Source organism: uncultured Aggregatibacter sp., from assembly GCF_901873365.1.
GTDB lineage: Bacteria > Pseudomonadota > Gammaproteobacteria > Enterobacterales > Pasteurellaceae > Aggregatibacter.
This window is the reverse complement of sequence record NZ_CABFLM010000044.1, coordinates 25378-48039: the sequence shown is the minus strand read 5'-3', so window position 1 is coordinate 48039 and position 22662 is coordinate 25378. Positions and strand designations below refer to the sequence as shown.

Below are 22662 nucleotides of genomic sequence, written 5' to 3'. Positions count from 1 at the left end.
TATTTGGTCGTGCATCAAGATGCACGCTACGAACTACCCCTTAAAGGGGTCAATATGTTCTTTCATTGATAAATTATCTTGAACCATGTCTTCTTTTTCTTGATTCCTTATATAGTCCTCCACAACTTTTGTATTAAAGCCCACTGTGCTGACAAAAAATCCTTTCACTCAGAAATGTCTATTTTCATATCTCTATTTTAGTGAATTGTAGCGTGCAACTTGTTGCACGAAATCATGAATGCCCGAAAGAGTTAAATAACGTTCCGTGCGTTATTTGTTCGTGCATCAAGATGCACGCTACGCATAAAATCGTGAATTACGTGTCTAGGTTAATCATTCGTGCAACAAGTTGCACGCTACGAGGGGTCAATAATCCTCCTATAATGTTGAATTTAGGTTGTCAGCCTTATTCATTATATCGCGAGGATCTTTCTGTTCATCGCTTAAAGCTATTTGGCTCCATACTCCATATATGTTGCGTACGGTTTTTATAGCCAGACTTTGGCTGGATATAATAAACAAGGCTACTTCATGAAAAGTAGCCTTTTTTATGCCGATTAACTGATAAAACGTGATACAAAAAAAGCTATATTTCTAATGAAATATAGCTTTTTATAACCGACTATTTTAGATATTAAATTAAGATTTGAGCCGGTGCAGCATAACCTTCCGGAACTTGTTGTTTGTCTTCAAAGGTAACAAACTCCCACGCTTCTTGATTATCCAATACCGCTCTTAATAATTTATTATTCAAACCATGACCTGATTTGTAGGCTTTGAAATCACCGATGATGTTATAACCACACATATACAAATCACCGATCGCATCTAACATTTTGTGACGTACCAATTCATCTTTAAAACGTAAACCGTCTTCATTCAAAATGCGGTAATCATCAAGCACAATGGCATTATCCAAGCTACCGCCTAAAGCTAAGCCTTGGGATTGAAGGTATTCAATATCCTTCATAAAACCAAAGGTTCTGGCACGACTAATTTGTTGTACAAAAGCCTGTGCAGAAAAATCTAACACATAATTACGTACATTTTTGCTAATTGCCGGGTGATTAAAATCAATCGTAAAATCTAAACGGAAACCGTTATAAGGGGAGAACTCAGCCCATTTATCACCATCTTCTACGCGTACTTTTTGTTTAATACGAATAAACTTCTTCGGTGCATTTTGTTCTTCAATGCCTGCATCAAGTAATAAATAAATAAATGGACTTGCACTACCATCCATAATTGGAATTTCCGGTGCATCTACTTCAACAATCACATTATCAATACCTAATCCAGCCAATGCGGCATTAAGATGTTCAACCGTTGAAATACGCACACCTTGTTCATTCACTAAGCAAGTACAAAGCATTGTATCACGCACTGAATTTGCGTTAGCCGGGAATGTCACCGGCGGATTCAAATCAGTACGGCAATAGACCACCCCAGTATTCGGCATTGCCGGGCGCAAAATCAGAGTAACTTTGTTACCGCTATGCAAGCCAACACCGGTGACTTTAATGCTTTGTTTTAAGGTTCTTTGCTTAATCATAATACTCTCTATTTGTCATTATTACGCATAAAATCACGTACATTAAACAGTGAATCGACATTAGCAGGAATAGGTTTATCTTCCGGCTTTTGTTGACCACGTTCAGATACGTTATCTTGTGTTATCTGACCATAATTTGGCGCCCGAGTTCCCAAACTACCAAAGGCTGTACTAATCGGTTGAAGACCCGGTTGAGTATTTCCCTGTACTGTCTGAGGACGAGCAGGAATTTGAATTTCCGGCGTTTCAGGCTCGCCGATACCGGTCGCAACAATAGTTACACGAATTTCATCAACCATATCCGGCACTAATGTCGTACCGATAACCACGGTTGCCTCTTCCGAAGCAAATCCTCTCACGGTCTCACCTACAGCGTTGAATTCAGATAATCCCAAATCCATACCACAAGTAATATTAACTAAAACACCTTTCGCACCGGATAAATCCACACGTTCTAATAGATCGCTTTTCACGGCAATTTTTGCGGCCTCTTCAGCTCTCCCCTCTCCTTGTGGACCTTGTGCTGCACCAAAGCCAATCATTGCTTGTCCCATTTCTGACATCACGGTACGCACGTCAGCGAAGTCCACGTTAATCAACCCTGGAGAGGTGATCATATCGGAAATACCGGTCACAGAATTATTCAACACATCATTTGCAGCGGAAAATGCTTGTATCAATGTGGCATTTTTTGGCATAGCCTTCGTTAATTGCTCATTAGGGATGATAATAAGAGAATCCACATATTTTGATAACTCTTTAATTCCCATTTCAGCAAACATCATCCGTTTCTTACCTTCGAATACAAACGGCTTTGTCACCACAGCGACGGTAAGAACACCTAATTCTTTTGCAATTTGAGCCACGATCGGTGCTGCACCGGTACCTGTACCACCACCCATACCGGCAGCGATAAATACCATATCCGCACCTTCTAACATTTTACGAATGGCATCTTGATCATCTTCCGCTGCTTTACGACCGACATTTGGGTTTGCACCGGCACCTAATCCTTTCGTTGTATTCGCGCCGATTTGAACGGTTTGTTGGGCTTGACTCTTACGAAGCGCTTGAGCATCTGTATTCACAGAATAGAATTCAATCTTACCATGCTCATCGGTGTTAAATAGAGCATCGTCAGTAATCATATTACCGGCATTTTTTTGCTGCATATTTGCAACCATATGATTAATCGCGTTACCGCCGCCACCACCAACACCGACGACTTTAATCAACGCACCACTCATTTCACCAAGATCGTAATCTACCGGCTCAAACATAATTACCTATTCTCCGTTAGTGCCGACAAATTATCGGCGTATTAAACCCAAATCGTTCATATTGTAGATGAAAAATCAAAATTCTCAAAATTCCGACCGCACTTTATTAAAAATTTTTTTCATGATATTGCCACAAGCACTTAAAAATCCGCTATCGGTATGTTCCTCATTGATTGGACCTTCATCTTCATTACTATGTCCATATTGCAATAATCCAATGACTGTTGCATATTGTGGTTTATTGACGTAATCCGTAAGACCGGTAATATTTAACGGGCTACCAATACGCACTTGAGCGTGAGTACCGAATACCTCGGCGGCACATTCTTTTAAGTCTTCAATTTGTGCGCCACCACCGGTGATGACAATGCCGGCAATAAGCTCACATTTCATATTTTTAGAATCTAAGTCCGCTTTTAAATAAAGAAGTTCATTTTTAACTAAACCTAATAATTCTTTATAGCGGGCAGATGTCACCATCGAAAGTTGTTCGCGAGTCAATGTGCGCGGACCACGCCCACCAATGCTAGAGACCTCAATTTTTTTATCCGCATGATGTTTCGGTGGACAGAATGCACTACCATGATTCACTTTAATGCTTTCAGCCTCCATTCTTGAGGTCGCACAAGCATAAGCAATATCATCGGTCACACGATTACCGGCGTAAGGAATCACCTTACTAAAGCGCAATGCCCCGTTAATATACACCATAATATCCATGGTGCCGGCGCCGAAATCAATTAAGCAGACGCCCAAATCTTTTTCATCTTCAGTCAATACAGAATAACTTGAAGCCAAACCGGAAAAGACAATTTTCTCCACTTTTAATTTGCAACGTTCTACCGCTTTTTTCAGATTGTTTAGCCAATCCTGATGACAAGCAATTAAATGGGTCTGTGCTTTTAAGCGCACACCTTGCAAACCCAATGGATTTTTAATATTCATTTGCTTATCAACGGCAAATTCTTGTGGAATAATGTGCAACAAAGACAACCCTTCCGGCATTTTCACCGAACTGGCTGTGTGAATCGCAGAATCAATTTCATCTTGTGTGACTTCGCCTTCGGCAATCGGCACAAAGCCATTTTCATTTAGACTTTGAATATGTTCACCGGTAATGGCTAGCGTTACGCTCATAATACGGCAGTCAGCCACCGATTCAGCCGCTTCAATGGCGCGTTGAATTGAAGTCACTACTGCATTGAGATCCGTAATGCTTCCTTTATCAATTCCTTTAGAAGGGCAACTGCCGACACCAAGCACGTTTACCACGCCATCAGGCAATACCTCACCCACCACGGCAACCACTTTTGATGTACCGACTTCCAATCCTACAATAGTCTTTGATTCCACAATTTTAGACATTTTTTAACTTCACTATTAATATTTAATTAGCATCCACCATGCCTACCGAAGCACCGGAGGCGTAACGTAAATCAACGTAAGATAATCGCTTATTTTCAGGAATTTCAATCTGTGGATAAATCGTAACGAAACGCTCGAGTTTATTTTTCCAGTCGCCTCGCCCAAGTTTCAGTACCACATCATTATCTAATACGACTTTCCATGCACCACGCGCATCAATGGCAACCGCTTTTAAATTTAAGCCTTTTTGTTTCAAATCAGCATAAATTCTATTCCAGGCATCAAGCACTTTTTCACTTTGGAAATCCGGACCGGCTAGACGCGGGAGATGCGTATCTTTGAGTTTATTCATGGGCAGCTGGAAAACGACGCCATCATCAGAGAGAAAATCGCTTTCGTTCCAAATCGCAACAGGCTTATACTCTGTAACCCAAATGCTTAACTTATTCGGCCACATTTTTCGCACAACCGCCCCTTTTACCCAAGGCATTGTTTCAATTTGCTCACGAATAATGTCGGCATCCTGACCGAAAAAGCCTTTTAACCCACCCATTTTCAATAAAACATCACGCACATCCGCATCCGTCGTAAAGGTTGGTGTACCGACTAATGCAAATGCACTGATAGGCTTACTATCTAATTTTTCTAGAAAACTTTGCCAATTTGAATAAGAATAGAACGCGATGCCAACGCATAATAGCACAAGTAATAATTTAATTTGCACAAAAACTTTTGATTTTGGCTCACCATATCTTATATTTTGTGTGGTTTTGCGTTTTAGTAAATTCATTCCGCACTCAACTCTAAAATTTTCTCAACCAACTGTTCAAAAGAATACCCGACCGTTGCAGCTGATTTTGGGAACAAACTGTGACTCGTCATACCTGGATTCGTGTTCACCTCTACCAGACGGAACTTTCCTTCCGCATCTGCCATCACATCAATACGGCTCCAACCACGACATCCCACCACATCATAGGCCTGTTTTACTAAATGGCGAAGCTCCTGCTCACGTTCATCGCTTAACCCTGCCGGACAAAAATATTGCGTATTATCAGAAATGTATTTCGCATCATAATCATAGAACTCCCCCTCCGGCACGATTTTAATGGAAGGTAACACTTCGTTATTCAGTACCGGCACAGTAAATTCATCACCGGCAAGCCATTCTTCAATCAGTACAGTGCGATCAAATTTAAGCGCAAAATCCACCGCACTTTCCAATTCTTCCATCGTTTTCACTTTGGTTAACCCCACACTAGACCCTTCTAAAGAGGGTTTCACCATCAACGGCAAGCCGAGTTTTTTGACCACTGACTCAGGGTTTAAGGTTGCTCGATTTTCCATAGTAACGATTTCCATCTCAGCGACAGGCAGACCAAAGGCTTTCCATAACATTTTCGTGCGCATTTTATCCATGGTCAGTGCAGACGCCATCACACCGCAACCGGTGTAAGGAATACCGATTTGCTCCAACAACCCTTGCATCGTGCCGTCCTCACCACCGCGACCATGTAAAATATTAAACACACGATCAAAGCCTTGTTCTTTTAGTGTTGCCACCGGAAAAGTTTTCGGATCAATCGGGTGAGCATCATACCCCTGTTTACGCAACGCGTTTAATACGGCAGTTCCTGAATTTAAAGACACCTCACGTTCGGCTGAGGTGCCGCCCAATAATACGGCGATTTTTTCTTGTTTTAATGTTTTACTCATCTTGCTATCCACTTATTCTTTTGTCCAACGTTCGACTAACTGGCGTGAAAGCTTACTCACGCTGCCGGCGCCTTGCGCCAAAATTAAATCGCCATCTTGAATAATTTGATCAAGCACATCTCCTAATTGTGTCGTATCAGACACCAAAATCGGATCCACTTTGCCAAGATTGCGAATAGAACGACATAATGCTTTACTATCAGCGCCCACAATCGGTGCCTCGCCGGCGGGATACACATCCAACATAATCAAGGCATCGACCTGAGATAAGACTTGCACAAAGTCATCAAATAAATCGCGGGTGCGGGAATAACGGTGCGGTTGGAAAATCATCACAATCCGTTTATTTTCCCAACCTTGACGCGCCGCTTGAATGGTGACCCCAACTTCCGTCGGATGGTGTCCATAATCATCCACCAGCATCACTTTACCGTTCGGACGAATAAATTGGCCCAACTGATCGAAACGACGACCAGCCCCTTGGAAATCAGCTAATGCGGCTAAAATCGCTTCGTTTTTGATGCCTTCCTCTTTAGCTACCGCCAACGCAGCCGTCGCATTTAAGGCATTATGACGCCCCGGCACATTCAGCAAGACATCAATCCGTTCACCGCTCGGACAAATCACGGTGTAATGTCCTTGGAAACCGGTTTGTTGATAATCTTCAATACGATAATCCGCATTCTCACTGAAACCGTAAGTGATCACCTGACGCCCAACTTGTGGCACCAAGCTCATTAAATCGGTATCATCGGCACATAACACAGCTAACCCATAAAACGGCAAATTATGTAAGAAATTCACATAGGTTTGCTTCATTTCATCAAAATCACCGTGGTAGGTATCCATATGATCCGGCTCAATATTGGTCACGATAGAAATCATCGGCTGCAAATGCAAGAAAGAGGCATCACTTTCATCGGCCTCGGCAATCAAATAACGGCTACGCCCTAAATGCGCATTCGTCCCGGCAGATTTCACCAAACCGCCATTCACAAAAGTCGGATCCAAACCTGCTTCTGCATAAATCATAGAAACCATCGCGGTGGTCGTCGTTTTACCGTGCGTACCTGCAACCGCAATACCATGACGAAAACGCATTAATTCCGCCAACATTTGCGCACGTTGAATCACCGGAATGCGTGCTTCTTTTGCCGCCACCACTTCAGGGTTATCATCACGAATCGCAGAAGAAATCACCACCACACTGGCACAGGTAATATTTTCTGCTTTATGCCCAATAAACACTTTGGCGCCGGCACAAGCTAAACGCTGAGTCACCGCACTTTCCGCAATATCCGAACCGGAAATATGATATCCCTCATTCAATAAAATTTCGGCAATACCACACATCCCCGCGCCACCGATACCGATAAAATGAATTTGCTTCACTCGGCGCATTTCCGGAATGATGTCTCTAATCTGTTGATGATAGTTATCCATGAATCTGTCCTTCTTACTCGGTCGCGCAAAATAATTGAAACAACGACCGCACTTTTAATTTAATTTGCCACGTCTTCAATCACCTCAGCGACCCGCTTAGCCGCTAATGGTGTTGCCTTGCTTTTTGCCTTTAACGCCATGGCTAATAATGTTTCACGATCTGCCAACAATGGGGTTAACGCATTCAACAGACGCACTTCGGTAAATTCCGGTTGCTCAATGATCAGTGCAGCCCCTGCATCCGCTAAATATTTGGCATTCAAAAATTGCTGACGGTCTTTATGTTGGAAAGGCACGAAAATAGCCGGCACGCCTACCGCCGCCAATTCGCATACAGTCAGCGCGCCCGAACGGCAAATCACAATGTCCGCCCAGGCATAAGCTTCTGCCATATCATCGATAAATTCAGTCGCCACGCCATTTTGATTTGCCTGATAGATTTCCTCAATGCCTGCTAAATTGCCCTTGCCTACTTGGTGACGCACATAAATCTCCAAACCTTGGGCGCTGAGTTTCTCTGCGACTTTTGGCACAGTTTGATTTAACACGCGCGCCCCTTGGCTACCACCGACGACTAAAATACGCAAGATTTTATCACGCGCAGCAAAACGTGTTTCTGGGGCTTCGGTTTGGAATAAATCACGACGTACCGGATTTCCCACCACTTCAGCATGAGGAAAGGCATTTGGGAAGGCTTGCAACACTCGCGCAGCAATTTTGGATAACCAATTATTGGTTAATCCCACAATGGCATTTTGTTCATGCAATACCACCGGTACGCCGCAAAGTTTTGCCGCGATACCGCCCGGGCCAGAAACATAGCCACCCATGCCTAATACCGCATTGGGTTGGTATTGTTGAATAATTTTACGCGCCTGACACACCGCGCGCAAAATAGCAAAAGGCGCCAATAATAAACTCTTGATGCCCTTGCCGCGTAAACCTGAAATTTGGATAAATTCAATGGGAATGCCATGTTTTGGTACGAGTTGGGCTTCCATACGATCTTTGGTGCCCAGCCAGCGAATTTCCCAACCTTGCTGTTGTAATTCTTGTGCAACGGCAATGGCAGGAAAAACATGTCCGCCTGTTCCACCTGCCATCACTAATAATTTCTTACCCATCTCTTTTCTCTAAAAATATTTAAAAAACCGACCGCACTTAGGTTCTTAGTCATCCCGCAATCTTGCTTGACCACCACGCATGAGGCGATTTTCGTGATCAATGCGCAGGAGCATACCAATAGTCACCGACATAATGATAATACTGGAGCCCCCGTAACTGACGAGTGGAAAGGTAAGCCCTTTGGTCGGTAACATCCCCAGCGCCATCCCTAAATTCACAAAGCCTTGGAAGAAAATCCAAAAACTGATCCCGAAAGCCAAAAAGCCTTTAAAACGCTGTTCCAGAATTAAGGACTCACGCCCAATTTTCATGGCGCGAAAAACCAATAAGCCAAGTAGCGCAATAATAATAAAAATCCCAAAAAAGCCGAACTCTTCGCCCACAATCGCCATGACGAAGTCAGTGTGTGCTTCCGGCAAATATTCCAATTTCAATACGGAATTGCCTAACCCTTCGCCAAAAAAGCCACCACGACCGAATGCCATTAACGAGTTAGATAATTGAAAACCGGTACCGTAAGGGTCTTTGAAAGGATCCATAAAGCCGGTAATCCGTTTTAGACGGTATGCGGATGTCAGCACCAACCACACAAACAGCAACAAGCCCACGCCAATTAACCCGATAAACTGCCAAAAGTTGGCACCTACGATAAATAATAGGCCAAAGGTGATAATAAATAAGACAACGGCACTGCCCAAGTCTGGTTGTACTAAAAGGAAACAGCCCATCACGCCCATCACGATAAAAGGCTTGAACGCACTTAATTTGCGACTCCGCACTTCATCATAACGTCGGGTAAAATAACTGGCGAGGAAACAGGTTAAGGCTAACTTAGCAAATTCCGCCGGTTGGAAATTAAATAAAACCATCGGGATCCAACGGCGTGCGCCATTCACTTCCCGTCCGATCCCAGGAATCATCACAAGAAAAAGCAACACCAAAGCCACGCCAAAGAGTTTAACATGCCATTTTTCCCACTTTTCCATGGGAATTTGTAGCGCAAAATAACAGGTCACACAGGAAAGGATAATGTAAAGCACATCGCGCTTGGCAAAATAGAACGCATCACTATACAAACGCGTCCCCACCGGAATAGAGGCTGAGGATACTGCTAATAACCCAATTAATAGCAAGATTAAATACAACCAAAGCAACGTGCGGTCGTACAACGAACTGCTTGGCGTTACGGTGGTTGCTTGCACGCTACGCGCTTTAAACTGATCCCAAAATCCCATGTATTTTCCTCATCTGTCCTAACTTAGTGATGAGCTTAACTGTGCCAATCGCGTGAACTCTTCACCGCGTGCTTCAAAACACGGAAATTGATCCAAACTGGCACACGCCGGTGATAACAACACCATGTCGCCTGCTTGTAATTGCGGACGGATTGCCGCGATGGCTTGTTCCATGGTGTCGAATAAGCGACTTTGTGAGGTAAGATCCGCTAACGCTTTGCCATCACGGCCAAAGCAATAACAAAAAATATGCGGTTGATTAATTAATGTCGCCAATTCAGAAAAATCTGCGCCTTTGCCATCACCACCGAGTAATAAATAGAGTTTCCCGGCGACCTGTAAACCGGTTAATGCAGCAACCGTACTACCGACATTGGTTGCTTTGGAATCATTGATCCAACGCACGCCGTTCGCCATATGCGCCACTTGGAAACGATGTTCCAAGCCACCGAACTCGCGAAGTGCGGTCTGAATTCCCAGCAAATTAATACCGGCTGCTTGTGCCAAGGCAATCGCGGCCAAGGCATTCATGTAATTATGGCGACCGGTTAATTTCATTTCATCACAAGCTAAAATTACCTCACCACGCGCCATTAAATAGGTTTTCTGATTTTCGTTTTTTAACCAATAATCCGCATGATGTTCCGCAAAACTCACTTGTTTTTCCGGGTGTTGAGTAGTTGGCAGGGTAAGCGGGTCTTCTCCGTTAACCACTGCCGTTTGGCAATTATCGTAGATTTTTAATTTCGCCTGGCGATAATCCTGTAAATCCACGTAACGATTCATATGATCTTCGGTGACGTTCAACACTGTTGCCGCCACGGTTTTTAGCGAATAGGTGGTTTCTAACTGGAAGCTGGAAAGCTCCAAAACGTAAATATCATGCGATTGATTTAAGAGAGAAAGCGCAGGAATGCCAATATTTCCGCCCATGCCAACGCTTAATCCGGCGGCTTTTGCCATTTCTGCAACCAATGTGGTCACGGTGCTTTTGCCGTTGGAACCGGTAATCGCCACAATCGGTTTATCCGCTTCTCGACAGAACAGCTCAATATCGCCGACGACTTCGACACCCGCTTGAAGTGCGGCCTGAATTTCTGGCGTTTTTACCGCAAGCCCCGGGCTAATCACGATCAAATCGCTTTCTAAGAGCCATTGCTGGTTTAAACTGCCGGTATGCAGAGGAATGGCTTTATCAAGTTGATCTGCCCCTGCCGGTGCATTACGCGTATCAATGACACGCACATCAGCATGTTTAGCGCGCAGAAAATCAACACAGGATAACCCTGTTTTGCCCAGTCCGATAACAGTGACTTTTTTATCTTGATATTGCATGAAATTCTCTCTCAAAAATGACCGCTCTTTTGGGGGTGATTAACGTAGTTTTAAGGTCACTAAACCAATTAATACCAGCATTAAGGAAATGATCCAGAAGCGTACAATAACACGTGGCTCCGGCCAGCCTTTTTTCTCGAAATGATGATGAATCGGTGCCATCAGGAAAATGCGTTGTTTATTACGCAATTTGTAGGAACCCACTTGTAAAATCACGGACAGCGTTTCCATGACGAACACGCCGCCCATGATCAGTAATAGAAATTCTTGGCGAACTAAGACGGCAATCACACCTAACGCGCCGCCCAACGCTAATGAGCCGACATCGCCCATAAACACTTGCGCAGGGTAAGTGTTAAACCATAAGAAACCAAGACCCGCGCCCACAATGGCAGTACAGAATACCACTAACTCAGCACTAAATTTAATGTACGGAATGTGTAAATATTCAGCGAAGTTAATGTTCCCGGTTGCCCATGCCACCAATGCAAATGCACCGGCGACCATGATGGTCGGCACAATCGCCAAACCATCTAACCCATCCGTTAAGTTCACGGCATTACTGGAACCGACAATCACAAAATAAGCTAATACAATATAGAAAATGCCTAGCTGAGGCATCACCGTTTTAAAGAACGGCACGACAAGGCGCGTCGCATCGGTATCTTGCCCCATGGCATACATACCAAACACAGCCACCAATGCCACCACAGACAGCCAAAAATATTTCCAACGCGCCACTAAGCCGTCTGTGCTTTTACGGGTAATTTTACGGTAATCGTCCACAAAACCGACAGCACCGTAGCCGAATAAAACAAACAAGCTAAACCAAACATAGGGGTTTCTTAAATCCGCCCATAATAATGTACTCACACCGATGGCGAAAAGAATCATGACACCGCCCATGGTCGGCGTACCTTTTTTGGCGAAGTGACTTTCAGGGCCGTCATTGCGTACGACCTGGCCAAACTTCAATAGTTGTAAACGACGAATGACTTTCGGTCCAATCCATAAGGACAATAAAAGTGCCGTAAGCAACGCTAAGATAGCACGCACGGTAATATAGGAAATCACATGGAAATCAGAATTGTATTTGGTGAGAAACTCAGCAATCCAAACTAACATAAAAAATTACCCTTTAATAAATCGATCACGTCTTCCATTTTCATACTGCGTGACCCCTTCACCAAAACAACGACTTTTTGTTGTGTTAATTGTTGTTTAATAATTGGCGTTAAATAAGCGACAAGTTCTGTTTTATCAGTAAAATGGCGTCCAAAATTGACCGCACTTATCACGGAGCTGGAACGTCCAAAAGAAATCACCAAATCCAATTTTGCCGCCTGAGCAAACTCGCCCACTTCTTGATGACAAAGCGGTGTATTATCGCCTAATTCGCCCATATCACCAACAACAAAGACGCGAAAAGCCGGATATTTTTGCAACACGGAAATCGCCGATTTCATGGAGCCTACATTGGCGTTATAAGTGTCGTCTAATAATAAAAGATTGTCGCAAGGGTGAATCGGGAATAAACGCCCTTTCACCAAGGATGGCGTTTCCAACCCTTTTTTTACCTGCGCTAACGTTGCGCCCACATTCATTACCAACGCTGTCGCGGCTAAGGCATTTGATACGTTATGCTCACCTAAATAGGGTGAATCAATCTGCACATTGCCTTGTGGCGTGTGTAAGACGAAAGCCGCCCCTTGTTCGGAAAATACGATGTTTTCGGCATGATAATCAGCTTTCGGATCATCGTAAGCAAAATATTGCACCGAATGATCACCAATCTCTGCCTGCCATTTTTGTGAATAGTTATGTGCCTTATTAATAATAGCAACGCCATGATGAGTTAATCCGCGGAAAATTTCGCCTTTCGCTGTTGCAACGCCGTCAAGAGAACCAAAACCTTCTAAATGTGCTGCCATGACATTATTGACTAACGCCACATCAGGCTGCGCCAAGGCGGTGGTATAGGCAATTTCACCAATATGATTGGCGCCAAGTTCAATCACTGCAAATTTATGTTTTTCAGTTAAACGTAATAATGTTAGCGGAACACCGATGTCGTTATTAAAATTGCCTTGGGTAAATAAAACTTCGTCAAAATCCACCGCACTTTGTTGCAAGATAGAGGCCGTCATTTCTTTTACCGTGGTTTTGCCCGAAGACCCTGTCATTGCCACCACTTTCGGATTGATTTTTTCACGCAACCATTTGGCAAGCTGCCCTAGGGCAAGACGGCTGTCTTTCACAATTAATTGGGCAATATCGCCCTCTGTTGGATGTTCAACCACGGCGGCGACACAACCTTGCTCAGCCGCTTTAACAACGTAGTCATGTGCATCAAAATTTTCGCCTTTCAACGCAAAAAACAACCCATTGTTGACGGCTTTACGGCTGTCCGTACTCACGTTTTCGACAGTCACGTTGCCATCACCGATAAGCTGTGCCTCTAAAATGGAGGCGATTTGAGAGAGAGATAATCTAATCATATTTTTTGTTACTGAGATAAATAATGACGGGCAACTTCCTGATCGGAAAAATGATGCTTCGTTTTACCAATAATTTGATAGTCTTCATGTCCTTTGCCGGCAATTAAAATAACGTCATTTTCCACCGCACTTTGAATCACAGTGGCAATGGCCTCTTCACGTTGGTGTATCACTTGCACGGCTTGCGGATGAATAAACCCTTTTAAAATATCCGCCATAATTTGCGTATGATCTTCTGTACGAGGATTATCATCCGTAGCAATGACCTTATCCGCCAACTGTTCGGCAATTTTCGCCATAAGTGGACGTTTGCCACTATCGCGATCACCACCGCAGCCGAAAATACACCAAAGATTACCCTGACAATGTAACCGTGCTGCCTGTAACGCTTTTTCTAACGCGTCTGGTGTATGGGCGTAATCCACAATAACGGTCGGTTTATGCGGAGCATGCAGCACTTCCATCCGACCACAGACACCGGTTAATTTATGTGCGCTACGAACAAGTTCGGCTAAGTCATAACCAAGCGCCAACAAGGTTGCCATGACCAACAATAAATTACTGACGTTAAATGCGCCAATAAGCGCGCTTTGTAACTCGCCATTGCCCCAAGAAGATTCAAATTGAATGCTAGCACCTTTGTGGTTAAAGGAGACGTTTACCGCTTTCAACCATTTGGCTTGTCGTGGAGCAAAATCTGCGTTGGTACTTACTGCAACTGCTTCCGGCATCTCGGCTAACCATGCGGCTCCAACAGGATCATCCGCATCAATGATGTGATGGCGGCTATCCAATTCGCTGAATAAACGTTTTTTTGCTGCAGCATAATTTTCCATCGTGTGATGGTAATCCAGATGATCGCGGCTTAAATTTGTGAACACCGCAGCACTGAAATGCACGGCCTCGACACGATGTTGAACCAAACCGTGAGAAGACACTTCAATCGCCGCAAAATCTGCGCCTTGTGCGACAAACTCTGCCAATGATGCTTGGATTTCCACAGCAGAGCCCGTGGTATTTGTCGCTTCTTTGACTCGGCCGAATAAGCCGTTACCAATGGTGCCCATTACGGCGCTGGTATGCCCTAAAATCTGTGTCCACTGTGCCAATAATTGCGCGGTTGTCGTTTTTCCGTTAGTACCGGTAACCCCAACCAAAGTTAAACGCTTGGAAGGCTGCCCATAAAACACATCCGCAAGATGGGATAAATGTTCGCTTAAACGGTAAAAAGCAATGAGCGGAACCTGTTGTTCGTAGCGCACCTGAAGATGTTGCGCCTCAGAATCAGCCTCAAAAATGACCGCACTTGCGCCATTTTGCAACGCTTGCGGAATATATTGACGACCGTCGGTTTGATGTCCTTTAATTGCAACAAAAAGACAGCCGGCCTTTGCAGTTCGACTGTCTAATGTCATTTCGGTGAAATTCACATTTTCTGCTATGTGAATCCCGAGAAGATGAGTTAATCGATACATAATGTTTTCTCAATGAATGAGTGAAAAACGCTTTATTTACGCACCGCACTTTATGTCTAATTTAGTTGACTTCACTTGACTTTTTGCTACTCAAACGAACAGTGCGTTTTGTTGTTTTATCCGTTTCAACGCCATCCGGCGGTACATTGTTGCTACGCAACGCATAGCTCATGATGCTGGAAAATACCGGTGCGGAAATTGCACCACCATAGTACTGCCCTGCTTTCGGATCATTAATTAGTACCACCAAAGCATAACGTGGGTCGGTAATTGGTGCGATACCTGCGGTATAAGCCACGTATTTATCTACATAGCGGCCATTTTCCAATTTCTTCGCCGTACCGGTTTTAATCCCGACACGATAGCCTTCGACCATCGCACGGCCATTTTTAATCGCGACTTTTTCCATCATGTTGACAACTTCACGTGTAATTTTTTCAGAGAACACACGTTGTCCCACGACAGGTGGATCCACTTTAGTAATAGAAAGCGGGCGATAAATACCAAAGCTACCTAAAGTGACATAAGCACGAGCAATTTGTAATGGCGTTGCATTCAAACCATAACCATAGGCTACGTTAGCACGCTCAATATCAGACCAACGAGCCCGATTGGCATTCAATAAACCGGATTGTTCGCCAATCAATCCTAAATCTGTCGGTTTGCCCAAACCGGCATTTTGATAGGTTTCCATCAAAGCACTCGGCGGCATACGTAACGCTAAACGGCTCACACCGCGGTTACTGGAGTTTTCTAAAATGCCATCTAAACTTAATTGATCACGTGGTGCTACGTCTTTGACTTCATGGCCGTTCAAGATTAACGGGCCGGTATTAATAATTTCATCACGACGTACTACGCCACGTTGAAGTGCGGTTAAAACCACGAACGGTTTTACAGTAGAACCCGGCTCAAAGGTATCGGTAATCGCGCGATTACGCATTAACTCGGATTTTACTCCCACACGATTATTCGGGTTATAAGAAGGAGCATTTGCCATTGCTAAAACTTCACCGGTGCGCACGTCCACCAACACCGCCGTACCGGATTCCGCTTTATTCTCGGCAACCGCTTTCTTAATTTCACGGTAAACCATGGATTGTAATTTTTCATCAATGCTCAAGGTCACGTCTTGCGCATCATATTTCTTCACATCGGAAATATTTTCAACAATGTTACCGAATCTATCTTTACGATATGTCATGGAACCGGATTTACCCACCAACATGGAATCGAAGCTTTTTTCAATGCCTTCAATACCTGTGCCATCAATATTGGTATAACCAATCAAATGGGCAGTTTCTTCCACACGAGGATAAAAACGTCGCGCTTCCGATTTCAAAACGATGCCGGTAATTTTTAACTCTTTTACATATTGTGCAAGGGTCGGTGAAATTTGACGAGATAAATACACAAAGCGAGATTTCGGATCTTTTTCTATCCGTTTAACCAAATTGCTATAAGAAATCCCCAAGGCTTCTGCCAATTTTTGCCAGCGTTCTTTATCTTTCAGCGCATTTTCATCAAAGATAAATTTCGGATCGGCAACGACAGAATACATCGGCACGCTAACAGACAACAGTTGACCGTTACGATCTAAAATAGAACCACGTACAAACTGAATTTCTTGTTTGCGCAAAGAACGTTTATCCGCTTCATCGATTAATGAATCGGCATTGACGATTTGAACATAGGCAGCTTGGCTAACCAGTGCGATTAATCCCAAAAGAATTAGGCTTAACACCGAAATATAACGGGCTTGTAAAAAGCTTTTTTCATAAACAACCTTCGGTTTATTCGGCTTAACCGCAGAACTGCTATGAGATGTCCCTTTTGTGGCTTTTTTGGGCTTAGGTAACTTAGAGGATTTATTAAACTTCACCATATCTCTCACATTCCATACTATTCAAGAATAACGACTTCTTGCTCTGATGTGGCACGTTGCATACCTAATTGTTTGGCAATGGCTTCTATTCTCGTGTTATCGCTGAGTGTCGCTTCTTCTAATTTTAAATTTAAAAACTCATTTTCAAGCGCTTGATGCTGCAAAACCAATTCCCCTTTTTCCGCCACCAAACCACGGGTTTGATGTGTAATCCAAACCGTTCCAAGGGCGCTGGCGGTAATGGCGAATAACAAGATCAGCACGAGTTTATTAGACGTAAACAAGTCTTCGATGATGATCTCTTGCAACGGGTATCTGTCATTATTTTCTAACATCAGCTCAATCTCTCTGCAACACGTAACACCGCACTTCTCGCGCGTGGATTTTGGGCAATCTCGTCATCGCTAGGCATAATCGCTTTGCCAATCACTTTTAAGGTTTGATTACGTTGAATTTGGTCTTCGCGCAGTGGCAAACCTTTCGGAATATCTTCGCCTTGGCTTTGTTTACGCATAAAATGCTTCACCATGCGATCTTCCAATGAATGAAAACTGATAATCGATAAACGCCCCCCCGGCGCCAACACGGCTAATGCGGAGGCTAACACTTTTTCCAATTCATCTAACTCGGCATTGATAAAAATACGGATCGCTTGAAAACTGCGGGTTGCCGGATGTTTATGTTTATCTTTAAATGGCACGGTTTGCGCAATTAATTCAGCAAGCTGCAAGGTACGCGTTAAACATTCACCGCCATTTTGCACCGCACTTTTATTGTAATCGACAATGGCTTTGGCGATTTTCTTTGCAAAACGCTCTTCACCAAAGGTTTTTAACACCCATGCCAAATCCTGTTCTGAAACCTGCTGTAACCACTCAGCCGCAGACAATCCTTGACTGTTATCCATACGCATATCTAACGGCCCGTCTTTCATAAAACTGAAGCCACGCTCGGCATCGTCTAATTGCGGAGAAGACACGCCAAGATCAAGCAAAATCCCGTCAATTTTGCCAACTAAACCTAATTTTTCACAAATCGGTAAAATTTCAGAAAAGGTATTGTGTTCAATGTGAAAACGTGGATCTTGAATTTTTTTGGCTTCTGCGACAGCTTTAGGATCGCGATCAATGGCAATTAATTTGCCATTGTCAGCTAACTTGGAGAGGATTAAGCGGGAATGTCCGCCTCGACCGAATGTCCCATCAATGTAAATGCCATTTTCTTTCAATGCCAATCCTTCAACGGTTTCATATAACAAAACGGTTGAATGTTCAGCTGACGAAAATGTATTTAAAAGGGCCATACATGACTACCAAGGGTACATAAAGTTACAATCTAAAAAGAAGATAGAGCGGCATAATCGCCGCTTATCTTTGCTAGTGCCGCTGTTCCTTGAGTTTGACTCTTATAATGACAGCGTTTTTAATTTTTCCGATAGCGCAAAGGTTTCTGTTGCACCCAGCGCCATATCTTGTTCCACTTGGGCTTGCCATTCAGCTTCGCTCCAAATTTCAAATTTATTCAACTGCCCGACCAACATAATGGACTTTTCCAATTTAGCGTGTTGGCGCAACGGACCGCTGATCAAAATTCGACCGGCACTGTCTAATTCACACTCCGTTGCGTATCCCAACATCACTCGCTGTAGGCTGCGTTGTACGGGGTCAAAGTTGGAAAGTTCAAGCAGTTTTTGTTCAATTATCTCCCATTCTTGGAGAGGATAAAGTAATAAACAAGGTTGACGAATATCCACGGTGCAAACCATTTGCCCTTGATTTTGTTCCAAAAGCTCGGCGCGATAGCGGGTCGGGATAGCAAGCCTACCCTTCGCATCTAAATTGACTGCCGACGCTCCACGAAACATGAAATTCACCTTTTATTTTCTTTATCGGTGTTCGGTTTATTTGCTTAGAATTTGGGATTTTGATCCAAAATTCACCACAAAAAAACACTTTTCACCACTTTGAGCTAAGTTTATTATTTGTTTAATTAAGTTGCAAGCGGTTTCATGGCTTCTGTGACCTCTCTCTTCAAATTTTTATACGCTCGTTCGTCTATCTCCGTTCTTACCCGATTTTATCCATCGGAACGCATGACAGCATGGCGTTAAAGGTATATTGTTATGAGGTATTCAACGTAGCCACAAACGCCCTTTTGCGTTTAACACAGATCAGCGGATAAAAACCACCATCAACACTTTATGTTATGCAAACAGAACATCATTTTCGCATGATAAAAATGCAAATTCTCCGCCGCCTGCATTATGGTATGCAGTTGGCGGAAGACTACTTCAAACACCCTTTTCATTTTCCGCAAATTCATTATGAGTTAAGAGGAATAAAAGCCGGTGTCGCTTATTTACAAAAAAACGCCATCAGTTTTAACCGCACTTTGATGTTAGAAAATCCGAAAGAATTCATTCAGCAGGTCTCCTTACATGAACTCGCTCATCTCGTTGTTTATCAATATTTCGGTCATGTTCAGCCGCACGGCAAAGAATGGCGATTTGTCATGAATGAGATTTTTCATTTACCGGCCGATACCTGCCATCAGTTTGATCTCTCTTCCGTCCAAGGCAAAACCTTCACTTACCGCTGCGCCTGTCAAACGCACCAATTAACCATTCGACGACACAATAAGATCCAACGTGAAAGTGCGGTCTATTTTTGCCGCAAATGTAAAACACAGCTGAATTTTGTCGATGATTAACATAAAACCTGAGCGCACATTGTTCATTTTAGGTTGCGATACGCACCGTTGTGATCCCTCGTGTTGCGCTATGGATTATTTTAAAAATAAGCGTAGAATGCGCATCCTTTAACCTGATTCAAACAAACACGCCCGACGATTTCACCTCGTCAGCGAGGGTAATAAGTAAAAGATGATTAGCGTTTTTGACATGTTTAAAATCGGTATCGGCCCCTCCAGTTCGCACACGGTTGGCCCGATGAAAGCCGGTAAACAATTTATTGATGATTTGATTGAGCGCCACTTGCTGGAAAAGGTCACACACATTCAAGTGGATGTTTACGGTTCGTTATCCATGACCGGCTTCGGCCACAGCACCGATATTGCGATTATCATGGGATTAGCCGGCTACTTACCTCATAACGTAGATATTGAAGCGATTCCCGGTTTTATTACCAAGGTAAATAAAACCGCTAAATTGCCTTTAGCTGAGGGCAAACAAGTAGCTAACTTCGATCCGGCAACGGACATGATTTTTCATAAAACCTTTTTGCCCTTACACGAAAACGGCATGACCATTACGGCATTAGCCGACACCGCGGTGTTGTATAAACAAACGTATTACTCCATTGGTGGCGGTTTTATTGTGGATGAAGCGCATTTTAACCAACAAGAAGAACATCAAATCGACGTGCCTTACCCTTATACAAATGCAGCGGATATTTTACGCCATTGCCAAGAAAGCGGTCTTTCTCTGTCCAGTTTAGTGATGAAAAATGAACTGGCGTTACACAGTAAAGCGGAACTGGAGAATCATTTACACCAAGTGTGGCAAACCATGAAAGCCTGTATTCATCGTGGTTTGCATACGGAAGGCGTCTTGCCGGGGCCATTAAAAGTTGCTCGACGCGCAGCGACCTTATATCGAATGCTAAAAGCGAACAACGAATTATCTAACGATCCGATGCGGGTAATTGACTGGATCAATATGTTTGCGTTAGCCGTCAATGAAGAAAATGCCGCAGGCGGACGCGTCGTTACCGCACCGACAAACGGCGCTTGCGGCATCGTGCCGGCGGTGCTGGCTTATTACGAAAAATTTGTCGGCGCATTGACCGATGAAATTGTTGAACGTTATTTATTAACCTGTAGCGTGATCGGATCGTTATATAAAATGAACGCCTCTATTTCCGGCGCAGAAGTCGGCTGTCAGGGCGAAGTGGGTGTCGCTTGCTCCATGGCAGCCGCCGGTTTATCGGAAATCCTTGGCGGCAGCCCGGAACAAGTGTGTATCGCCGCAGAAATCGCCATGGAACACAATCTGGGACTCACCTGTGATCCGGTTGGCGGACAAGTTCAAGTGCCTTGCATTGAGCGCAACGCTATCGCTTCGGTGAAAGCCATTAACGCCAGTCGCATGGCTTTACGTCGTACCACCAGCCCACGCGTGAGTTTGGATAAAGTGATTGAAACCATGTATGAAACCGGGAAAGACATGAATGCGAAATACCGCGAAACCGCCACAGGCGGCTTGGCCATTAAAGTCATCTGTTCATAACAAAAAAACGATCGCATAAAAGTGCGGTCGTTTTTTCTGGTGTTTTCCCTTTCGCGATTAAGGAGATTTAAATCGTCTCGTTTAAACCCGTTTTTCGTTATTTCCGCCGTAAAATTAAAGAACGGCAATCATAGGGGTTCTGCTCATCGGCAGGTCGCCATTGTTCAAACTCAATCTCCCATTCGTCATATGCAATCTGTGGGAAAAACGTGTCACCCGCCAATTCCGTTTGAATTTCCGTTAAATATAAACGGTTTGCCAAAGGTAGCGCTTGTTTAAAAAGCTGCCCGCCGCCAATGATCATCAGTTCTTGAGAATCACCTGCAAAATCGACCGCACTTTCCATACTGTCTTTCCACAGCACGCCTTCATGAATAAAGGGTTGGCGAGACAACACGATATTAGTTCGCTTGGGTAACGGGCGGCCAATGCTTTCAAAGGTTTTTCGTCCCATAATCACAGGTTTTCCTAAGGTATTTTGACGAAACCACGCCAAATCTGCCGGCAAATGCCACGGCATTTTGTTCTCTTGCCCGATCACATGATTTTTTGTCATGGCCACAATGAGACTTAATGTCATAGTGATTTATTCCTCAATTTAATAAGGCGGATACTATAGCATAATTTTATCATTGCCTTTGCGGTTATTGTCAACAAAAAAAGAGAATCATCACCGAATAAAATTATGCATAAACCCATTGCATAATTATGCACAAAATAATAATATATTTTCATTCCAACAATGATTTGATACAAGAGCAGAAGTCACAATGACAATTAGTGTTAAAAACCTGAATTTTTTCTATGGCGCCAATCAAGCCTTATTCGATATTAATTTAACCGCCGATGACGGCGATGTGGTGGTGCTATTAGGCCCAAGCGGTGCCGGCAAAAGCACCTTAATTCGCACGCTAAATTTGCTGGAAGTGCCACAATCGGGCGAATTGAGCATTGCCAATAATCAATTTGATTTGTCCGCCAATAATGATCCGAAACAAATTCGCCAACTACGTCGTGATGTCGGCATGGTCTTTCAACAGTATCACTTATGGCCGCACATGACCGTGTTGCAAAACCTCATTGAAGCGCCGATGAAAATTCTTGGCACAAGTGAAACGGAAGCCAAACAACAGGCGATGGAATTATTACAACGTTTACGTTTGGCAGAACACGCAGCGCGTTTTCCGCTCCATTTATCCGGCGGTCAACAACAGCGTGTGGCTATTGCGCGCGCATTAATGATGAAACCGCAAGTGTTGTTATTTGATGAGCCGACAGCCGCGCTGGATCCGGAAATTACCGCGCAAATCGTCTCTATTATTGAGGAATTGCAACAAACAGGCATTACCCAAGTGATTGTCACCCACGAAGTGAATGTTGCGAAAAAAGTGGCGACCAAAGTCGTGTACATGGAACGAGGCCATATTATCGAAATGGGCGACAACAGTTGCTTTGAACAACCTAAAACCGAACAGTTTAAACACTATTTATCACACAACATTTAATC

At 43.8% G+C, this 22662-nt stretch carries 20 protein-coding genes and 1 pseudogene; 3 read left to right on the top strand and 18 right to left on the bottom strand.

Annotated features, from left to right (window positions below; all coding sequences use genetic code 11):
* Nucleotides 1-33: 33 nt before the first annotated feature.
* From QZ106_RS01960 to mraZ, 17 genes and pseudogenes are all read right to left on the bottom strand, one after another.
* A pseudogene (locus QZ106_RS01960) lies at nucleotides 34-213 on the bottom strand (IS200/IS605 family transposase); the annotation flags it as partial.
* Nucleotides 214-634: 421 nt separating this feature from the next.
* Nucleotides 635-1552, bottom strand: coding sequence for a UDP-3-O-acyl-N-acetylglucosamine deacetylase (gene lpxC, locus QZ106_RS01955; protein WP_295973564.1), 918 nt, complete (start codon nucleotides 1550-1552; stop codon nucleotides 635-637).
* Nucleotides 1553-1560: 8 nt separating this feature from the next.
* The gene (gene ftsZ, locus QZ106_RS01950) at nucleotides 1561-2832 is read right to left on the bottom strand and encodes a cell division protein FtsZ (RefSeq protein WP_021617059.1); all 1272 of its coding nucleotides are present in this window, start codon (nucleotides 2830-2832) and stop codon (nucleotides 1561-1563) included.
* A gap of 84 nt (nucleotides 2833-2916) precedes the next feature.
* Complete coding sequence (gene ftsA, locus QZ106_RS01945; protein WP_021617060.1) at nucleotides 2917-4197, bottom strand: cell division protein FtsA; 1281 nt, start codon at nucleotides 4195-4197, stop codon at nucleotides 2917-2919.
* A gap of 22 nt (nucleotides 4198-4219) precedes the next feature.
* On the bottom strand, nucleotides 4220-4987 hold the full coding sequence (locus tag QZ106_RS01940) for a cell division protein FtsQ/DivIB (protein ID WP_209362858.1): 768 nt from the start codon (nucleotides 4985-4987) through the stop codon (nucleotides 4220-4222).
* On the bottom strand, nucleotides 4984-5913 hold the full coding sequence (locus QZ106_RS01935) for a D-alanine--D-alanine ligase (protein ID WP_295973557.1): 930 nt from the start codon (nucleotides 5911-5913) through the stop codon (nucleotides 4984-4986). The genes QZ106_RS01940 and QZ106_RS01935 overlap by 4 nt, the downstream gene beginning before the upstream one ends.
* A 12-nt stretch (nucleotides 5914-5925) precedes the next feature.
* The gene (murC, locus tag QZ106_RS01930) at nucleotides 5926-7356 is read right to left on the bottom strand and encodes a UDP-N-acetylmuramate--L-alanine ligase (RefSeq protein WP_295973554.1); all 1431 of its coding nucleotides are present in this window, start codon (nucleotides 7354-7356) and stop codon (nucleotides 5926-5928) included.
* Nucleotides 7357-7415: 59 nt separating this feature from the next.
* Nucleotides 7416-8480, bottom strand: coding sequence for an undecaprenyldiphospho-muramoylpentapeptide beta-N-acetylglucosaminyltransferase (murG, locus tag QZ106_RS01925; RefSeq protein WP_295973552.1), 1065 nt, complete (start codon nucleotides 8478-8480; stop codon nucleotides 7416-7418).
* A 45-nt stretch (nucleotides 8481-8525) separates the two neighbouring features.
* Nucleotides 8526-9716, bottom strand: coding sequence for a putative lipid II flippase FtsW (gene ftsW, locus QZ106_RS01920; protein ID WP_295973548.1), 1191 nt, complete (start codon nucleotides 9714-9716; stop codon nucleotides 8526-8528).
* Between the two features lie 18 nt (nucleotides 9717-9734).
* Nucleotides 9735-11051: a UDP-N-acetylmuramoyl-L-alanine--D-glutamate ligase gene (murD, locus tag QZ106_RS01915; protein WP_295973543.1), complete on the bottom strand. Its 1317-nt coding sequence runs from the start codon at nucleotides 11049-11051 to the stop codon at nucleotides 9735-9737.
* Nucleotides 11052-11090: 39 nt separating this feature from the next.
* Nucleotides 11091-12176, bottom strand: coding sequence for a phospho-N-acetylmuramoyl-pentapeptide-transferase (gene mraY, locus QZ106_RS01910; RefSeq protein WP_295973541.1), 1086 nt, complete (start codon nucleotides 12174-12176; stop codon nucleotides 11091-11093).
* A complete protein-coding gene (gene murF / locus QZ106_RS01905; protein WP_295973539.1) occupies nucleotides 12170-13549 on the bottom strand; it encodes a UDP-N-acetylmuramoyl-tripeptide--D-alanyl-D-alanine ligase in 1380 nt (459 codons plus the stop codon). Before murF ends, mraY begins: the two co-directional genes overlap by 7 nt.
* Before the next feature lie 8 nt (nucleotides 13550-13557).
* Nucleotides 13558-15024 carry a UDP-N-acetylmuramoyl-L-alanyl-D-glutamate--2,6-diaminopimelate ligase gene (gene murE, locus QZ106_RS01900; RefSeq protein WP_295973536.1) on the bottom strand — a complete coding sequence of 489 codons (1467 nt, stop codon included), beginning with the start codon at nucleotides 15022-15024 and terminating at the stop codon, nucleotides 13558-13560.
* Nucleotides 15025-15085: 61 nt separating this feature from the next.
* A complete protein-coding gene (gene ftsI, locus QZ106_RS01895; RefSeq protein WP_295973533.1) occupies nucleotides 15086-16909 on the bottom strand; it encodes a peptidoglycan glycosyltransferase FtsI in 1824 nt (607 codons plus the stop codon).
* Between the two features lie 17 nt (nucleotides 16910-16926).
* Nucleotides 16927-17244 (bottom strand): cell division protein FtsL, encoded by a 318-nt coding sequence (ftsL, locus tag QZ106_RS01890; RefSeq protein WP_295973531.1) that lies wholly within the window; start codon nucleotides 17242-17244, stop codon nucleotides 16927-16929.
* Nucleotides 17244-18212, bottom strand: a complete 969-nt coding sequence (gene rsmH, locus QZ106_RS01885) for a 16S rRNA (cytosine(1402)-N(4))-methyltransferase RsmH (RefSeq protein ID WP_295973528.1) — start codon at nucleotides 18210-18212, stop codon at nucleotides 17244-17246. Before rsmH ends, ftsL begins: the two co-directional genes overlap by 1 nt.
* A gap of 102 nt (nucleotides 18213-18314) precedes the next feature.
* On the bottom strand, nucleotides 18315-18773 hold the full coding sequence (mraZ, locus tag QZ106_RS01880) for a division/cell wall cluster transcriptional repressor MraZ (RefSeq protein WP_295973526.1): 459 nt from the start codon (nucleotides 18771-18773) through the stop codon (nucleotides 18315-18317).
* 341 nt (nucleotides 18774-19114) lie between these two features.
* Here mraZ and QZ106_RS01875 point away from each other — a divergent pair, with 341 nt between their 5' ends.
* Nucleotides 19115-19618: a SprT family zinc-dependent metalloprotease gene (locus QZ106_RS01875; RefSeq protein ID WP_295973523.1), complete on the top strand. Its 504-nt coding sequence runs from the start codon at nucleotides 19115-19117 to the stop codon at nucleotides 19616-19618.
* A gap of 172 nt (nucleotides 19619-19790) precedes the next feature.
* The gene (locus QZ106_RS01870) at nucleotides 19791-21155 is read left to right on the top strand and encodes an L-serine ammonia-lyase (protein ID WP_295973521.1); all 1365 of its coding nucleotides are present in this window, start codon (nucleotides 19791-19793) and stop codon (nucleotides 21153-21155) included.
* Between the two features lie 97 nt (nucleotides 21156-21252).
* On the opposite strand, the gene folA is transcribed toward QZ106_RS01870, so the two are convergent.
* Nucleotides 21253-21735 carry a type 3 dihydrofolate reductase gene (gene folA / locus QZ106_RS01865; RefSeq protein ID WP_295973516.1) on the bottom strand — a complete coding sequence of 161 codons (483 nt, stop codon included), beginning with the start codon at nucleotides 21733-21735 and terminating at the stop codon, nucleotides 21253-21255.
* 190 nt (nucleotides 21736-21925) lie between these two features.
* Between folA and artP the strand changes: the two genes are divergently transcribed.
* On the top strand, nucleotides 21926-22660 hold the full coding sequence (gene artP / locus QZ106_RS01860) for an arginine ABC transporter ATP-binding protein ArtP (RefSeq protein ID WP_295973513.1): 735 nt from the start codon (nucleotides 21926-21928) through the stop codon (nucleotides 22658-22660).
* The last annotated feature ends 2 nt before the right edge of the window (nucleotides 22661-22662 follow it).